General features: G+C 43.2%; 18 protein-coding genes. 4 read left to right on the forward strand and 14 right to left on the reverse strand.

What is annotated here, in order from left to right; all coding sequences use genetic code 11:
• Positions 1–40: 40 nt before the first annotated feature.
• The 11 genes from TY10_RS32630 to TY10_RS30645 form a co-directional block, all read right to left on the reverse strand.
• Positions 41–670 (reverse strand): glycosyltransferase family 2 protein, encoded by a 630-nt coding sequence (locus TY10_RS32630; RefSeq protein ID WP_081735474.1) that lies wholly within the window; start codon positions 668–670, stop codon positions 41–43.
• Positions 667–1404 carry a hypothetical protein gene (locus tag TY10_RS24500; RefSeq protein WP_042169613.1) on the reverse strand — a complete coding sequence of 246 codons (738 nt, stop codon included), beginning with the start codon at positions 1402–1404 and terminating at the stop codon, positions 667–669. The genes TY10_RS32630 and TY10_RS24500 overlap by 4 nt, the downstream gene beginning before the upstream one ends.
• A gap of 516 nt (positions 1405–1920) precedes the next feature.
• Positions 1921–2424 carry a hypothetical protein gene (locus tag TY10_RS24505; RefSeq protein WP_042169615.1) on the reverse strand — a complete coding sequence of 168 codons (504 nt, stop codon included), beginning with the start codon at positions 2422–2424 and terminating at the stop codon, positions 1921–1923.
• Positions 2425–2480: 56 nt separating this feature from the next.
• Complete coding sequence (locus TY10_RS30640; RefSeq protein ID WP_155986041.1) at positions 2481–2627, reverse strand: hypothetical protein; 147 nt, start codon at positions 2625–2627, stop codon at positions 2481–2483.
• Positions 2628–2762: 135 nt separating this feature from the next.
• On the reverse strand, positions 2763–3788 hold the full coding sequence (locus TY10_RS24510) for an iron chelate uptake ABC transporter family permease subunit (RefSeq protein WP_042169617.1): 1026 nt from the start codon (positions 3786–3788) through the stop codon (positions 2763–2765).
• Positions 3789–4035: 247 nt separating this feature from the next.
• Entirely contained in the window at positions 4036–4752 is a 717-nt protein-coding gene (locus tag TY10_RS24515) for an ABC transporter permease (protein WP_042169619.1), read from the reverse strand.
• Positions 4749–5594, reverse strand: a complete 846-nt coding sequence (locus TY10_RS24520) for an ABC transporter ATP-binding protein (RefSeq protein WP_042169621.1) — start codon at positions 5592–5594, stop codon at positions 4749–4751. Before TY10_RS24520 ends, TY10_RS24515 begins: the two co-directional genes overlap by 4 nt.
• Before the next feature lie 141 nt (positions 5595–5735).
• Positions 5736–6791, reverse strand: a complete 1056-nt coding sequence (locus TY10_RS24525) for a LytTR family transcriptional regulator DNA-binding domain-containing protein (protein ID WP_042169630.1) — start codon at positions 6789–6791, stop codon at positions 5736–5738.
• A 202-nt stretch (positions 6792–6993) separates the two neighbouring features.
• A complete protein-coding gene (locus tag TY10_RS24530; RefSeq protein WP_042169631.1) occupies positions 6994–8298 on the reverse strand; it encodes a VOC family protein in 1305 nt (434 codons plus the stop codon).
• Positions 8299–8556: 258 nt separating this feature from the next.
• Entirely contained in the window at positions 8557–10170 is a 1614-nt protein-coding gene (locus TY10_RS24535; RefSeq protein WP_042169632.1) for an RNA polymerase sigma factor, read from the reverse strand.
• A gap of 283 nt (positions 10171–10453) precedes the next feature.
• Positions 10454–10624 carry a hypothetical protein gene (locus TY10_RS30645; RefSeq protein WP_155986042.1) on the reverse strand — a complete coding sequence of 57 codons (171 nt, stop codon included), beginning with the start codon at positions 10622–10624 and terminating at the stop codon, positions 10454–10456.
• A 262-nt stretch (positions 10625–10886) separates the two neighbouring features.
• Between TY10_RS30645 and TY10_RS24540 the strand changes: the two genes are divergently transcribed.
• The gene (locus TY10_RS24540; RefSeq protein ID WP_420329428.1) at positions 10887–11399 is read left to right on the forward strand and encodes a DUF7689 domain-containing protein; all 513 of its coding nucleotides are present in this window, start codon (positions 10887–10889) and stop codon (positions 11397–11399) included.
• A 44-nt stretch (positions 11400–11443) separates the two neighbouring features.
• Positions 11444–12127 (forward strand): hypothetical protein, encoded by a 684-nt coding sequence (locus TY10_RS24545; protein WP_042169635.1) that lies wholly within the window; start codon positions 11444–11446, stop codon positions 12125–12127.
• A 162-nt stretch (positions 12128–12289) separates the two neighbouring features.
• Here the strand turns inward: TY10_RS24545 and TY10_RS24550 are convergent, their stop codons facing one another.
• The 3 genes from TY10_RS24550 to TY10_RS24560 all read right to left on the reverse strand — a co-directional run bounded on the left by TY10_RS24550 (position 12290) and on the right by TY10_RS24560 (position 14153).
• Positions 12290–12937: a hypothetical protein gene (locus tag TY10_RS24550; RefSeq protein ID WP_042169638.1), complete on the reverse strand. Its 648-nt coding sequence runs from the start codon at positions 12935–12937 to the stop codon at positions 12290–12292.
• Positions 12927–13424 carry an RNA polymerase sigma factor gene (locus TY10_RS24555; protein WP_081735476.1) on the reverse strand — a complete coding sequence of 166 codons (498 nt, stop codon included), beginning with the start codon at positions 13422–13424 and terminating at the stop codon, positions 12927–12929. Before TY10_RS24555 ends, TY10_RS24550 begins: the two co-directional genes overlap by 11 nt.
• Before the next feature lie 237 nt (positions 13425–13661).
• Positions 13662–14153, reverse strand: a complete 492-nt coding sequence (locus TY10_RS24560; RefSeq protein WP_042169640.1) for an SMI1/KNR4 family protein — start codon at positions 14151–14153, stop codon at positions 13662–13664.
• Between the two features lie 287 nt (positions 14154–14440).
• Between TY10_RS24560 and TY10_RS24565 the strand changes: the two genes are divergently transcribed.
• Together TY10_RS24565 and TY10_RS24575 are read left to right on the forward strand one after the other, a co-directional pair.
• The gene (locus TY10_RS24565; protein WP_042169644.1) at positions 14441–15163 is read left to right on the forward strand and encodes a YheC/YheD family protein; all 723 of its coding nucleotides are present in this window, start codon (positions 14441–14443) and stop codon (positions 15161–15163) included.
• A 640-nt stretch (positions 15164–15803) separates the two neighbouring features.
• Entirely contained in the window at positions 15804–16340 is a 537-nt protein-coding gene (locus TY10_RS24575) for a PadR family transcriptional regulator (protein WP_052350753.1), read from the forward strand.
• Positions 16341–16381 lie beyond the last annotated feature (41 nt).

The raw sequence follows: 16381 nt of genomic DNA on the forward strand, positions 1-16381 counted from the left end.
TCTCTCATTGCTACATCATTAATAATTACCCTGAAGAAATTTATCGGTGCAGAAAATAATATGTAGTAACACTTAGCCCTACTATCATCATTATAATCAACAGAGCAAGTGAATAACTCACAGATGGGGATATGTAAGAGGAGACATTCAGCCAATGCTTGAATAGTCTTGCAACCGTATCGTTAGATCTGCCGTGTTTCCTTGGGTTATGTACAGTTAGTACATTTGTTGTATTCGCCGTACTTTGTAAGATTAGCCCATGTATCACAGGATCAGACGATTGATCCTCTGTAATCTTCGTCACGATTTCTCTTCTCATAATTAGGAAGTTGCTGAATGAGACTCTCTGTTTTGTACTAACCATCCTTTTACCAATAACAACATCGTAGCCCTCATTAATTTTGTTGATTAGTTTTGTGACTTCACTAGGCGGATTTTGCATATCATCATCCATAAGAACGACAAGGTTGCCCCGACTATTCCTGAGCCCGGTCATTAATGCGCGATGCTGGCCGCCATTCGTCTCGTGATGAATGACTATAATATTCGCAGCATAACGCTTTCCTAAATTTTCGCACACCTGACGACTGTTATCCTTACTGTAATCATTGACTAAGATGATTTCCCTAATTGGACATGTTCCACTTCCGATCCATTTCCCATGTGCTATCGCGTCACTTTTCTTAAGATGTAATAGATCTCCCTTATTTCAAAACTGACAAATAAATTAGCTCTTAGCGCTTCAAGGTTATTCGATGAAACCCTTGTATTCAATCTTGTATACCCCTCATTCGCCAGCCAGCTGCGAATTTCTTCTAAAAAACTTAATCCTACCGCTTTTCTTCTAACATTTTTATATACACTAACAAGAACTGCATCTAGAGTCTTGTCTTTACGTTTCCAGAAATAAAAAAAGCCAATCTTTTGCGACTTAAAAGTCGCCTCAATGATTAAAGCATTTCCGCCGAGAAAGCCATCTCTAATCCAATTGAGATAACGCTTGTGCGCCAAGTCAGTACCCAGTACAGGATCAAGCGACACCCTATCAGTTACAAAAAGATCCTTATCAATATTAGACAATAGCTCTTCCAAACATTCTATTGTTTCGATGGTTTGAAATTGGATTTGTTCTGAAATTGCTTTCGTAAATCGCGATGTTTCTGCAATCTTTAGCAGATTCATCGTCATTTCTAATTGCGTCTCCATAAATCTAAATCCTAATTCCTCAAGACCATGTACGAGATCCATTCTACACTTGGGCACTTTTGCCACTATATAATCATAGCTAGCACAATCATCCGTAAGATCATTCAGACTATCGTTGGAATCGTCATCATCCAATTCGACTTCCAGAACCTTTTTATTAAAATTCCGCTGCTCCCAAAAGGCATCTATCTTCTTCATTGCACGGCTCCTTCAGTTTGCTTTCCGATTGTGCTTGTTCCAGCTGTAACGTATGATTTCACTAATCTCGTTTTATATTTTGTTTGTACCGGTTAGTTTCATTTTAATGGCCTATCTATTCGCCGAATTACTGTGTAATTTGCAGATATGCGTCTTTTATTACTAGCATTAATTATATCATTAATGAGTAACAGCCAGTGTCATAAACTATCTCATGACAAATTTAAATATACTGGAAAATACACCTTTTTCACATCGTTGTTTGAATTAAAAAAAAAGCCAACCAGATGGTGGCTTGATTATAAACCTTTAGTGCCGCGAAGGCCCGGCCAGGTGACGGATACCAGCTTTGAAATTCAGTATGGAATATAAGCATAATTTGATTCGGCAAGCTAACCTTAGCATTCAAAATATGATGCCATGGCACAGTGATAAAGCCGGTGTTATCCGCATTAACGGCTTCAATGCCTTAAGGACGAATTGGCGAAGCTCCATCGTAATATGTGATTTTATCCCTCAAAACTGGCAGACTCGATCTTTCCTTCTTAACAGAGAGCGAATAAGCAGCTCCCACACAATGATGCAGATAGCAGGAAGCAGAAAGGCAAGCACTGCTAGCCACAAGCTTGCAGTCAACAGCAGAGTCCCTAAGAAAAGTGCCCCTGATAAAATAGACAGAAGCCAGACATAAAGCTTTTCCGGCCGTTTCGGATATTGCTTTTTTGAAGGCGCCGAATTACTAACTTTTGATTCTACTATTTGTGCTGTCATTAATGCTTCTTCTTTGCTCTGGTCCGCAGCATTCCGTTCTTCTTTAGGTAAATGCTCACCACCCAATTCCAAATGAACAATGGGAGACTGATGCGTCTGAACATGTGTAAATACTGTTTCCAACCATTCTGACAGGTGAGGAGCCAGGGCCGGAAAACGTGCTAGGACAACAGGCAGGCACTGCCGCAATTGCTCTACGGCCTCCGCCCATGGAATATGCCAGCTTAAAGCCCGTGTAAATGCCCCCACTCCGGTCTTTCCTCAAGCTCCTCATCTTCCAGATGGGATTCTACTGCATTCCAAGCTTAGAGCTCGCGACAGCCTTGATACTGATCCTGACTAGCCAAGCTGAACCAAAATGGGGCGAGAAAATTATTCGTCTCAAAGGCAACATCCTCATACTGCCCCTTTGCCGCCTCCGCATTAACACTTAAAAAAGTCCGGTTTCCCATCGTTCCAGACACCTCCTCGTTTCTAATATTGCACCAGATCTGCCAGCAGTCTCAACCCATGTTAATTAAGTGGATTGAACTTGCTGCACACACAAAATTATTGAAAAAAGACCGCCAAAACTGGCGGCCTTATATTTAAGCTGTTGTCCTGTCTGCTTGTGACACTCTACTATAACGAACAGCTTCCTTCCATATGAGTAGAACAAGTAAAGGCAATCCAATTAGACCAGTCATCATATTGAGCGGGGTCTCTAGAGGAGGATTAATAAGATAGGAGAGAAGTTTTAATAAAGTCATGATAGATGCTCCAATCATTGCTGATACCGGTATAAGGATGCGATAATCTGCTTTTCTCGTCAGCCCCCGGGCAATAGTCGAAGCGATTAATCCTGCCATTACCCAAACCCCTGATGTTGCAACAGCAGTTCCAGTCAGAATTAATGCCATAGCAGTACAGATAGCTATAAGCCAAATCGAATCGTTCCCGTTCATACGGCCGGACAAGCATAGCGAGAGAATAAAACAGACAAGACTAATTGGAATCAACAGTGAACCTATCGTAAATAAACCGGTTTCCAAACCCAGAATAAACGGGGTTTCCTGCCTCCATTTTATGACTAAGATGAATAGCACAATGCCAAGTACGCAAGCTGTCGCCAATCCCCCGATTAAAAGTCGTATTCCTTTTACTTGGATTGGAATCACAAGTGAAAAAAGGCAGGTCAGCAGAAGTCCAAAAGCGGCTCCCAAAATACTTATCAATACGGCAGCCCACTCATTTTGAAGCTCAAAGAGATGCAACGCAATTAAGATAGCCACAATACAAGCAGGCACGATTCCTAATGTAGAAGGGCATACTACCGTAGAACGAGTTGCACGTTGCAGCAGAACACCCGCCACCCCTATGGCAACACCGTATAACAGCGTATTAGTAACCAAGGGTAATCTTATCTCCATAAATAGCCGGCCGTGAGACGAAGCAGGATCACTTTGCAAAATCGTTTTGAAAATTTCGTTTAGAGAAATAGTTGCTACACCGCCATAACGCAATGCGAGCAAGTATGACACTATTGTCACTATCAAGCAACCCGCTAACAAAATCATGTTGTTTCTTGTAAAGAATCGAATTACGCTGCCTTCTTGCACATAGTTCTGTTCCATTCATGTCCTCCACTGTTAGGTAATAATTATTTTGTCGGAAAATGTGGTCATTTCCATTAGTAAGGTTATGAATGTCCTTTATTTAAATCGCCTTTACTCCTTCCCATTCAAAAAGCCAATAATCCCGTCTGGGAGCCAAAGCCATCTAACAATCAATACAACGGCGAGTACGACGACGCCCAAGATTACATTTTTCGTCCCTTTGTTCATATGAAGCCTCCTCTCCTTCCATAGTTCATTAGCGAGGCTACTTGTCAAAACGTTTGCCGCGGTAAATGAAGAGGACTAACAACGTAGAGAGGACCATCCATACGAGCAAGTTGCCCAGGCTCAGCCAGATCTGCTCCCTCCCCTCGTCATGAACAACTGCCGACAATCCCTCCATGAAGTGATAAGAAGGAATGAAGCCGATCACATCCATAACGAATGAAACCTTCAGTCCCGGCGCGAAAATAGGACCAAAGACAAAAAACAGCAGGATCGGAAGCCCCACGATAGACGTCTCAGACGCCGTTCGGGAGATCAAGCCAATTGACGTGCCCAAAGCCATGAAAATTACTAGCAGAAACAGAATGTATATAATCAGATACCCTATATTTATCGCCGGAATTCCGGTAATCAGCATACAAACAACCATGACGGCAATCGTATACACGGTCGTCATTGCACTTTTGCCCAGCAATACCTCCACCGGCGAGGCTGGAGACAGCATGAGTGCACGCAGCGTGTTCTTTTCCTTTTCCTCCGAGATCATAAGAGCTTGAACAAAAGCACCAACAACCGCAATCGCAATCATGACAGGCACGGTGAAGCGATCGATGGCATTGCCTTCAGAAAGCTGCCCTTTCATTAAGATGGAGAAAACAATAGGCATGCCTGCCATAAGCAGTATTTGCGGATTCCTAACGGAATCCTTCCACTCCTTCCCGGCGATCGCGAGCAGTCGGTTTAGTGAGAATGTCATTCCAGGCCCCTCCCTGTCAATTTTACGAAAATATCACCGAGCGTCGGCTCATTGGAATGAATCGCCAACAATGCTCCGCTGCGAATCAGCTCGTTGATGCGGTTTGCCCCTGCTGCATCCTGTCCTACGATTTCCGGACCTTTCGGTGTCGTCACAGTAATGGTCTTATCCCCATGTTGCAGTCTTAACTGCAAAGGTGTATCCAGTGCCGAGATTTCGCCATTGTTCAAAAAGGCAACACGACCGCATAGCGCCTCCGCCTCCTGCATGTTGTGCGTGGTCAGAAAGATCGTTGTCCCGTCCCGGTTCAATTGCCGCAGGGTCTCATGAATTTGCAGGACATTAACCGGGTCGAGTGCAGATGTTGGCTCGTCGAGGAACAGAATCTCCGGGCGGTGAAGAATAGCTCTGACCAGCGTAACTCTCTGCTTCATTCCCTTGGACAACTGCTGCACCAGCGTATTCCGATCAGCCGAGAGATTGACAGTATCGAGCAAGCCTCCGAGCGAGCTTTCAGGTACGCCATACAGCCGGCAGAACAAGGCCAAATTATCGTAGACGCTTAGACGATCATACAGGCCGCTATTATCGGTCAAAACGCCAATTCGGCCCAGAAAATTGGCTTTGCGGCCGCGATCCGGAGCGGCTCCCAATACCGTTACCCTTCCGGATGTATAGCGCAGCTGAGAAGTCAGTATTTTCACCGTTGTTGTCTTACCGGAACCGCTGGGACCGAGAAATCCGAATATTTCTCCTTTCTTCACCTGAAAGCTAAGGTTGTTTAGCGCCTGCTTGTTTTGGTACATTTTCGCAAGATTATTTACCTCGATGATGCTTTCCATGACGTTCACCCACTATTGCATAGTAGCCCTTTCAAGCTCACCGCAAGACTATCGCGAATACAGCCACAGAGCAATAAATCCCCCGTGAAAAGCGCAGTCAGGGGGATGAATGGAGTCATATTCAGGTTGAAAAATCGGATGTTACAGCCCCACAATACCCTTGATTTCCTCGAATCGGGTCTTTGACATCGGGATCATCGACTTCTTGTCGTCACGAATAACCAAGCTGTAGCTATTGCGTGTCCAAGTAATCAATTCGGATGCATGATTAAGGTTTACGAGGTAGGAGCGATGGCAGCGGTAGAACTGATATGGGGCAAGCTTCTCCTCCAGTTCTGTTAATGTCCATGCCGTCGTGAAGTCGTCTGTCTTGGTGTGAATATGTGACAGCCCGTCGCTGCTTTCAATATAATAAATGTCTGCCGGGTCTACGAAGACAAATTTGTCGTCCGTTTTGATCAGCAGCTTTTCCAGCTTGGCTACCGTTACACGTGGAACATTTTGATCCATATCCGGATCGAGTCCTTCTGTTCCTTGCATCGTCTGCTCGGAGGCTTCCGGTTCTTCCTGCGTAGTAACCGGGTACAGTCCTCCCTCCGTTAATCGGTAAATATGCTCGGAAAGGAACATGGCCTGCTCCATCGTTGAACAGGTGATCAGGATTGCTTTACCTCTATCGACGAGAGAAGTAATCATTTTTCTGAGGATGATACAGCTCTCAAGATCGAGATTTTGCTCCGGGTTCTCCCATATGACTAGCTCAGGATTGTGGATGAGACTTCGCGCCAAGTTAAGCAGCCTTTTCTCCGAATAACTAAGTCTGGAGATTAGCATATTGGCATGACCTTCAAGCCCTACTAATGTCAACAATTCGCTGACGGGCACACGAGTGATGTATAGCCGTCCCCAAAAGGTCAAATAATCGGCTGCCTTCATTCGATCATATACTCCATCATCCAAAAAGCAGCATCCGACACGCTCCACGATTTCAGAACGGTTGAGCTGCAGAGGCTCCCCACGGTACAACGCTTGAATCCCAAGCAAAGAAGGCTCACCCAGAACAGATCGGATGAACTGGCGGCCATGCTCATAATTACATTGCACCACCGCACACTGTCCAGCCATCAGCTCCAGTTCCACTGGTGACGATGAAGCATCCCTTTTTCCGGCTTCACTTTGTATTTGCAATACGCTCATACGTATCCAGCCTCCTATAGTCCAACTTACACATCTATTCCGATTGTAACCTACAATAGAAGGTTGATCCATATGCTTCCATGACTGGTGAAAAAGCATGGAGAAGCCCCATGAAACATATCTTGCCTGCTATGAACACACAAAAAAAGCAGATACCGTGTCACCGATACCTGCCAGATTCATGCAGCACTATTCTTCTACTCTAAGAAAATACATTGATCCGATTGCCATCGGGGTCGTAGAAGTGGAATGACTTCTCTTCAAGCGGAGATATGGAAGTGCACCATTTTTGCGCTTTCTGGTAAGCTTTCTTGAGGTTATGCCGCTCCACAAAAAAGTACTGGCGTACACCTGGCCTGCCGGCAGCAGGATTGGAGCAGTTCGGGTCATGTACAAGCTGCAGAAGGTTCACTTTCGCTCCGTTATGGCGATAAACCCCGCGCAGCAGCGCATGCCCATTGCCAGAGCCGCGAGCGGATTTTTTCAAACCCAGCACTTTGGTGTACCATTCTATAGATTTCTCAAGGTCGCTGACACCGACGACTGAAATGTCACAGCCGTAAATTCCTGAACCTGTTGGCTCAACAGAGGAGTCTTTGCCCTGCGTCACCGTCAGCCGATTACCATAAGGGTCATAAAGTTGAAACCGTACTTCTCCATGCTCCTCGATCAGGCTGCTTGTGCGGATACTGTTGTCTTGAGCATAGGCGAATGCAGCGCGGACATCCTTTGCCTTGAGCTGCAGGTAACAATGATCCCCATGTTCCCGATTCACCCGAAAATGCTCCTGATCCTCCGACACGGTTACCAAGTGCAGAGAACCTTGACCATCCGGGAACTGCATAAGAATTCCTTTCATCGAGGGATGAAGTGAACAAGGGCCAAAGCCTGGCTTGGGCTCCAGACCAAGATGATGCGCATACCATCGTGTCGCATTGTCTAAAGAGCCTTCAGGGACAGAGATATGCGTCTCGTCGTATTCGAACATTAGCGGTTTGAGAAGTGCAGGCGGCGGATCAGTCTCCCCACCCGAAATACGAAATGACTTCACGTCCACTTTGGAACGGAACGCCGATCCAATTCCTGCTTGACCCTTTATGTTCGCAAATTTCCCTTCTAAAAGCAGCCGCTCTATTCCATTTACCGTCACTCTCATGAAATCCGACTCAATTTCCCACACAAAATGAACCCATTCATTAACGGGAATACGACCATTCATATTGTTGAACGCGCGGCCCTTTGACGGTTCCCCGCAGCGCAAGGAGTCATGATTCCGTTCCCAGTTAAAAATGATTTGCCCTTTTCCATACTTCAGCCTAATGTTGCTGGAGTCTGTCCGGGCAACTGCTTCAATTCTCACTGGAACCTTGTAGGCTCTGGGAGTGAGTATGTATGTTTTATCAAGATGATGCTCATGGTACACAGATAATCCGTCACTCGTTTCGGTTACGTAGTTTTCGATATTCGCAGTTAAATCTGATAGTTTTTCTCCCAATGCTGCAGTCATGTTCGTCCCCTTTCAAAATGGCCGCCAGAGCTCTTGCTTAATAGAGCTGATTAGTATAGCATTCATCAGCTAGTTATTGAACTGAATTACAATTAAAACCTTTTAAATTAACTTTTGGTAGACTTATTCGTGAATGGCTGCCAAGACTCCTTTTCGGGGAGTCATTTTCTTTTAAATGGAGGACGGTTTTTCATTGCTTTGCTTGATGGGAGCTACAAGTAAAGGGCCATCCTTCATGGATAGCCCTTTCTTTGATCTCTAATTGATGAACATGATCGTCGAGATGCCTTTTTGCCGGTGCGCATCAGGTATTTTTAACATGCCCGCATCAACCAGATGTTTGAGTACGTATGTGCGCATTGTGCCCATCGCCATACTGTTCTGAGACCAGTAGCCGACGTATTTATGCGCATGCTCTGGCTGTCCAGCAACCTGCAATTGATAGACTGCCTGATCTAATTTCGATGCAGCTTCTCTGATTCGTTCAGACGGTTGTGGCAGTGATGCATGCAGACGCTCTCCTGTTTGCTTATCTTTACAATAAACGATATTGACCTCGAGATCAGATTCCGTTCGCAGCAAATACTGCTTGTCGAACAGGCGCCGATAGGCGTCGATGTTCGTATGGTTTTGCGGCAAATCTCCATTGATGACGTGCATCAGGCTGATGAAATCTGAACCCAGATTATCTCGCCAGCCGCCCTGTCTGCCGCTCCACCACGTATCAGTCTGCCATGCCTTGAGTGAGAGCTCATCGGAATTCCGGTTCATATCGCCGCAGAAGTAGTATAATTTACGGTCAAAGCTAACGTCATATTCTCTGTCGATCGTTGCATAAGCAGCATACTGCCCGCCATCTTTACGGCTGACTGTAACCTCTTGATCGGCCACCCTATCAAGTTCTTTAAATCTCAGCTGTTTGCCCGCATACGGAATGAGACTCCATAACAGCAGATTAATGTCTCCTTCTGGGACGTAGACACCGGTTTCTTGGAATACTTCAGCCATCGAAAAAAAGGGCTTAAAATAATGCTCGACGGCTATTTCGGCATACTCTTCGAACAAACGGTGCAGCGCCTCACTCTTTGCTTGGGACGGATCTTCAATATACATATTGGTACGATATTTCCCGCCCGGCAGTTGATCCAAGAAGCCGTATTCTTCAAGCGCTTCTACCTCATCCTCGGCGAATACGGGTGAAATCCCTAGCTCTTCGGCGATTCCTTTGATCGTTAGCGGCTTGTGATAGGCGGAAAAAGCGATGTTTTGTCTGATTGCCGTCGCCAGAAAATCGGCGGTGTCCCCTTTGTTGCCTGGCGATCCGCTATGCCCTAAATTGGACATGCGAACCGGGTTCATGCCAAGATTGCCCATCGATCGAATTGTGTTCATCTTGTGCTTCAGCTCCTTTTTCGCTTCGAATAGATGCCATTTGACCGTGCCGCCGGATAGCCCCATCGCAGCTGCAATTTCGCTAATTTTCATACCGCCGTAATAGTACTTGATTACGATTTCCCGCTGCTGGTGTGATAAAAAAGCGATTTCCCGCCGCAATGCGCCGGCCGTTTCCTGACGGATGATCCTATCGAAGCCCTCGTCTCTGGACAACACCTCAGTGTCATCTATCCGCAACTGGTTGGATGCTTTCACTTTCTCACCGACATGTCTCGCCCACACATAATGCGCGATCTTGAAGACGTAGCTGTTCAGATCCAGAAATTCCGTCTTTTTAAGAAGCGTCTGATAAACCTCCAGCGTCATTCTTCCCGCCAGCTCCTCGGCCTCGGCGATATTGCCCGTTTTGTTCAAAGCAAATCCATACAGCGGCTTGATATAATCCTTGATGACACGGTCGGCCTGTTGTTTATCCATGACTTAAAAGCTCCTTCTTTTCAATGGCACTCAACTAAATACTGCAGCGAAAACGAAAAAGGTTGGGTGGATTAGGAAAAAAAATTAGAGTACAGCCCAACCTAACCATTGTAACGTGAAAATTTAATTCCATATAAAAACAATCGCTCTCTGCTTGGCTAAAATGGCCTTGCAGAGAGCGATTGATGTTTCAGGCGTTCTTTTGGCATAACGGACAACGAAAGGTTCAAATACGCCTGTTGGACTCTCTACAGTCGCTTATTCGCCGGTTCCATTCCCATAGCTAAAAGTTGAAAATGTAAGGTGCCGCGCTTATCCCCGGCACCTTACAGCCTGTCACTAAACAATAGACCGTTCCAGCCGGGATGAGAAAATAATCATGCTTATTAGCTGAATATACGTTCACATATTGCTCTGGCGGAAATGTGAAGCCGTATACCTCCGTTTTACGCAAATTTTCCAGCGCCTCGATTTCCTTGATGCTTCATTTCAATTTTATTCTTAGGGTTCGGGCGGAAATTCTGATCAATAGTAGCATCAAGCTCATTCCCGGCTAACCATCACTTCACTAAATTGTATCCTATATTCAATTTTCATTTATATATTTGGAAATTAGACAAAAAATTCTTTTAAAAATAAAATTTGACATATATATTATGTTTGAATAAAATGATAGATAGTTTTACATTTTATTCAAGGAGATGGTAGGGTTGGAAATGTTCAATGGGTTGAAGTTAAAGAAGGGTTTACTTACTGTCATAATTGCTACAACTGCAATTGTTGGAGGCGCTACAACAGCTTTCGCGGGGATTACGACGCCATCATCTATTCTGAACGCTGAACTAAAAACAGCAAACAATTACGCTTGGTTAGCAGATGCTGACCCTAGTTATAACTGTCTAGCATATGCATTAGGTAATACCTCAAGCTGGATATGGCCATGGGGCTCAAGTAATCCAACCTCCTCCCAAGTAGATACTTATTTATCTGGCAAAGGATATTCTATTAGCAGAGCTTTTAGTAGTACTACTAAAGGTGACTATGAAATAGTATCCTACGGTACATCTTCTAATATCACACACTTTTCTAAAGTAGGAGCAGCTCGTGTAGGCTCAACAGAATATTCTAATGCAAAGTGGGGACAAGCAGAGAGGCTGCAACATTTAGGCTGGGATCCCTATACAGTAAACGGAACATATGGCGCAGCGGTTCGTAAATATGCACCATAATTATCTAATTCTGATAATTATTCAATAATGAGGAGGGTTTATTAATGAAAAGCAAGGTAAAGATGTTTATAATACTATTCGTATGTAGTTTTTTGGTGGTGTTTTTGATCAAACAAAGTGATGTGAGTGCCTCCGTTGAACAACAAGTTGACAGTAGAATTATTTCAATTACCAAAAAACTCGATAAGGAAGTCGAATTAAAAACTGAACTTTCAAAAAGTTCAAATCCGTATGATTACATCGTAAATAATACTGATTTCAATGAAATATTACTTTTAGGAAATAACGCATTACCGATATTACAAAAGAAAATAGATCAAAGCCCAAACGATGGCTTACAAGAATATATTCTTGCAATTGCTATTGAACGTATCTCCAAGACTGATCTTAAAAAACAAGAGTCTACACAATGGGACACCCCGAAATCGTTTAATACTACATGGGAAAACCATTTAAAAACCATTCCTACTGCTGTAAAATCCATTTCTTCGGATATAAATTTGAACACAGATGAAAAAGTGGTTCAACTGGTTGAATTAGGAACTCCTGCAATGCCATTTATATTGGAAGAGGTCGAATCGGTTGACTCAAATTTATTTCAAGCACTTGTAATATTAAGCAACAACAATAATAGCAGCCTTAATAAGGATGCAATAGATTTCAAAGAGTGGACGTCCATTCATAAGGAAGAATTAGAAATTCTCAAACAGTATGTGTTAGAACAATAATGTCCTATTCGTATAAAGAAAGTAATTAAGAAGATATATCTCCGTTTTAAATGGCGGCAAACCGTTGCGTATTGAACGTTTTGCCGCCTTACCTTTGTTTTCTCCTACACCAAGAACTGTTATTCATTACACACCAACTGAATGCAGCCTGGCTAGTTTTCGTTAGTTGGATAGTTTTCCTTTGTATTTACCTTGTTCATTTAATGTGATCTCTATTGTACTACTTCCCAGCTTTGTATCACCCTTGTAAGCAGTAATCTGAAGTATGCCCGAAGTTGCTACCGAACGTGACTGATCTCCTTCTACCAGTGGGGACCAGTAAATCGTATCATTTGATCTAACAGCCGCTTGCTCCCCCAAATGTATCACCTTGGAATCCGCGGGATTCCATAGTATCAGTTGGCCTTCTGATGATTGTACTTTAATCATGTCTGCATTCTTGGATGCGATTGTTATAGGGAAACCTGGTACACTGCTCATAAGCAATGAGTATTGACCAAGCGGGAAGTCTACATCCGGTTCTACCACGAAGGAGGCTCCATCTGCCGCATAAACAGTAACCACGAACCCACTGAATAAAGCAGTTGGATTATTGCTCTCTCCATTTTGAAAAATAAGTCTTCCTCCAATTGCAAGAAGGAATAAAATTATACAGGAAATCACAACCCTCACAAACCTACTGTGAATTACTTGTTTTGTGTTTTGTGAGGTAGAGGCTCTTGTTACACAATTGTTTATGATTGCTTGTTTGAGTGAATGATCTACCCTTATTTCATTCATTCCATTAACATATTTCGTTCTAATGGTCATCGTCAAACCCTCCCATTATCTTTTCCTTAAGAAGCTCTTTTGCTCGCTTAAGTTGTGTTCGTACTGTGCTCTCTTTCAAGTTTAGAAGTTCAGCGATCTCGGCTGTTTTGTAGCCTTCATAATAATAGAGATGAATAACCAATCGATACTTTCTTGGAAGTTTAAGTACAAAAATGACTATCTCCATGCTCTCTTTATGTGCATTAGGCAGAGGTATTTTTTCAAGAGGGGAGAACCATCTCTTCCATGGACTTCTGCTGACGTCTATACATGTATTTATTGTTACTCGAATGATCCATGCTTTCTCATGTTCGGAATCGTTAAATGGATTCTGATGCTTGAAAAGTTTGATATATACCTCCTGGCATACATCTTGTGCATCCGCAAGATTTCCAAGGTGGCTTAAGGCTAAGCGCAACACCATATCGGAATACTTATTCACTAACATTGCTAAGTTTTCATTTCTATTTGTATCATTACTCCCCAATGACCTCTCCCCCTTCGTACCTAACACGTTAAACCATCAGAAAATGTTTCATTTAATCAAAATTGCACTTCTGTCAGGAAATTACAATAGTTTTATCGCTTTGCTTATATTCTCTCCTGATACTGTACCGATATGTTCAGTGCTCATCACCGCGCTGTTTGTAACAGATTGAAAAACGGGCGCCAATCTGGCACGCCCGTTTTTTATTGATATTCGACTCATTTATCTTTTGTATAACTATAACTCTATGGAATTAGACATCATTAACTCAAAAAACTCTTCAAGAGTATTTGCTACTTTCTCTGCTTCCTCGAATTCAGGCTCAGTTCCGCGTACAATAGCACCTTTATCATTTGCCAAATCAATCGCATAGAAGGAATATCCGCCATCAACGGACATCACTATTGGCAAATAGTTATTCCACCACGCCGTTATTTCCGACTTCCAACTATCATCATCTGCTGCTTCTAAGCTGAGCAATTCATATTCATTCCATTTAAATTCACTATCGGAGCTATTATTGAACTCGTCCTCACAAATAAACCAAGTCATCTCATTGGGTGTAATGCACTTTGCTACCACGCTTAAAAACTCTAAATAATCATTTGGGATCGTTTTATATCTAGAAGTAATACTGCTGTCCAGATTTAATTGCGGCTCAGATTTTTTCGCTATATCCCAACCGTTTTCATTAGCCCAAATTATAAAATCGTTAATTTTTGTATGCACACTTATCACCTTTTTTTCATAGTTCGGATGTTGTGGTCATGCTCTTCCATTGGTCAATCTACTCTACTGCTTATACTCTATTCGTGGCACAGTGTCTGACCCCTTTCGAGGAGTCATTTTCTTTTTCAAAAGGTATGTAAAGTGAGATTCATCTTGTTCAGCCGATATAGTCGTCAAGCAAGCAATAGCGGTTGATTTTCCACCTAAATATGGACGAATAGTCACTTATACTGAACACTAATTTAACTTAAAATTACCTTAGAATATGGATAAGGGCTGTGATTACAATGTTGATCAAAAGAGACAAATGGTTGCAGTATCGCATCCTGCGCAGCAGGTCCTCTCTTGCCAGACGGTTGCCAAAAACACAGTTGCTTAATAAGAACACTTTAGCGAAGATGCTGCGCCGGTATCACAGCGTCGTACTGAAGCCCCGTGACGGGAGCTACGGAATGAATATCGTGTTCATCAAACGTTATGGTGCGAATACCTATCAGGTTCAAAACGAAAATAACGCGGTCACCATGAGAGGTACCGAAAAGGTACTCAAGTGGCTCCGTAAAAGAAATAAAGGCCGAGGATATATTGTTCAAAGGCGCCTGCAGCTTGCTCAAATTAGGCATAAGCCATTCGACATGCGGATCATGACTCAACGAAAAAAAGGGGTGTCATCCGCTTGGAATGTAACGGGCTCATATGCTAAAGTTGCGGCGCAAGGCTATCTGGTCACAAATGTGACTGGCCGTCCTATTCCTGTTCTTAAGGCGCTAAAACTAGCTAAAATCGGCAATCGGAGCTTGCTTGTTAAAGCCGAACGAGTCGCACTATTGGCATCCAAACGGCTGGGAGAGCGTTATCCCAAGCTTAGGCAAGTGGGGTTCGATATAGGCATCGACAGGAAACACCGGGTTTGGATCATCGAAGGCAATTATAGGCCAGACTTGCGCCCCTTCCGGCGCTTGAAAGATTCCTCAATGCATCGCAGAATTATATGGTACAAGAAGCATTAAAGCGATAAAAAGACGACCAGCCTTTCTTTTATCATTGGCCGGTCGTCTTTTTATGTTTAGTACTTATTAATGCTGCTTGGATTTTTACCGGCGTTTTTTGGCACTTACAACTCGTGTTACTTGGAACTTATTTACCCCTACCTGTATAATGGCAAATCTGCTGAACGAAGTGCCGGAAGAAGTATACGGTTCCGCTTCAACATTTCCACTCGGCGTTTTAACCGTTGCGGTGATTTTTGTCACCAAACAGACTCCACGGCTAGAAGCTACCCAAGTCTCGTCACGCTGAACACTGTAATTATCATCACTGCAAAAGATGGATGCATATTCAACTTTCCCAAACGCGTTATACGGTGTAGAGTTAGTGATTCGAACGGGGTCATATGCGCCAGGCCCTCTATTTCCCATCCTCAAAACCTCCTTGTTTTTGATATAGTCCCATTAAATGCAATTAAATAGTTTTGGTAAGGTATAAATGTGGACAAGAGAAAAAAAGTACGTTTGTCCTCATACGCAAGATACGACCGCTTATATATGAGCTTTAAATATCATCATAATATATATTGACTCAATATATATTATGATGATATATTGTGATCGTGGTAAACAAAATTTCCCTAAATGATAAGGAGGCTAAGTATTGAACAGTCAGGATGTTATTTTAGGCATGCTTATGAAAGAAGCGTTGACTGGCTACCAAATAAAACAGTTATTGGAGAATGTTTTCTCCAATTTCTATAGATCTACTTATGGCACGATCTATCCCACGCTTGCTCGAATGGAAAAAGAGGGATTGATAACTAAGGAAAATGTGACCCAGGACGGTAAGCCTAACAAAAATCTTCTAAATATAACGCCTAAAGGCAGAGATTATTTTAACGCCTATTTACTTGGCCCGCTAGAAGGAGACAGCACCAGGAAATCTGATTTTATGATGAGACTTTATTTTGGTGAATTCGTTGGGTATGACAAGGTGATTATTTGGTTGAAGCAAGCCCAAGAGGACTCACAAAAAAAGTTAGATCAATTGCTTGAGCAATATTCGCTTTATAAAGATGAAATGCATCCAGCGCAGATCATCTGCATCCAAATTGGAATAGAAGAATATAAGGCTAAACTTACAACCATTGCTGAGGGATTGGTAAGTATGGAGAAGTTAGTGCAAGAGCAGAGCTGACTTTAGTGAATCCAGGCACTTAAGAAGTAAGTTTGGTACAA

Source organism: Paenibacillus gorillae (genome assembly GCF_000513275.1).
Taxonomy (GTDB): domain Bacteria; phylum Bacillota; class Bacilli; order Paenibacillales; family Paenibacillaceae; genus Pristimantibacillus; species Pristimantibacillus gorillae.

What these genes read in the sequence shown, in the direction of transcription:
- TY10_RS24535 (WP_042169632.1), bottom strand. Translation starts at nt 10,170, where the DNA reads ATGGATAAACAACAGGCCGACCGTGTCATCAAGGATTATATCAAGCCG.
- TY10_RS24515 (WP_042169619.1), bottom strand. Translation starts at nt 4,752, where the DNA reads ATGACATTCTCACTAAACCGACTGCTCGCGATCGCCGGGAAGGAGTGG.
- TY10_RS24530 (WP_042169631.1), bottom strand. Translation starts at nt 8,298, where the DNA reads ATGACTGCAGCATTGGGAGAAAAACTATCAGATTTAACTGCGAATATC.
- TY10_RS24520 (WP_042169621.1), bottom strand. Translation starts at nt 5,594, where the DNA reads ATGGAAAGCATCATCGAGGTAAATAATCTTGCGAAAATGTACCAAAAC.
- TY10_RS24550 (WP_042169638.1), bottom strand. Translation starts at nt 12,937, where the DNA reads ATGACCATTAGAACGAAATATGTTAATGGAATGAATGAAATAAGGGTA.
- TY10_RS24510 (WP_042169617.1), bottom strand. Translation starts at nt 3,788, where the DNA reads ATGGAACAGAACTATGTGCAAGAAGGCAGCGTAATTCGATTCTTTACA.
- TY10_RS24545 (WP_042169635.1), top strand. Translation starts at nt 11,444, where the DNA reads ATGAAAAGCAAGGTAAAGATGTTTATAATACTATTCGTATGTAGTTTT.
- TY10_RS24525 (WP_042169630.1), bottom strand. Translation starts at nt 6,791, where the DNA reads ATGAGCGTATTGCAAATACAAAGTGAAGCCGGAAAAAGGGATGCTTCA.
- TY10_RS24565 (WP_042169644.1), top strand. Translation starts at nt 14,441, where the DNA reads ATGTTGATCAAAAGAGACAAATGGTTGCAGTATCGCATCCTGCGCAGC.
- TY10_RS24540 (WP_420329428.1), top strand. Translation starts at nt 10,887, where the DNA reads ATGTTCAATGGGTTGAAGTTAAAGAAGGGTTTACTTACTGTCATAATT.
- TY10_RS24500 (WP_042169613.1), bottom strand. Translation starts at nt 1,404, where the DNA reads ATGAAGAAGATAGATGCCTTTTGGGAGCAGCGGAATTTTAATAAAAAG.
- TY10_RS30640 (WP_155986041.1), bottom strand. Translation starts at nt 2,627, where the DNA reads ATGGGAAACCGGACTTTTTTAAGTGTTAATGCGGAGGCGGCAAAGGGG.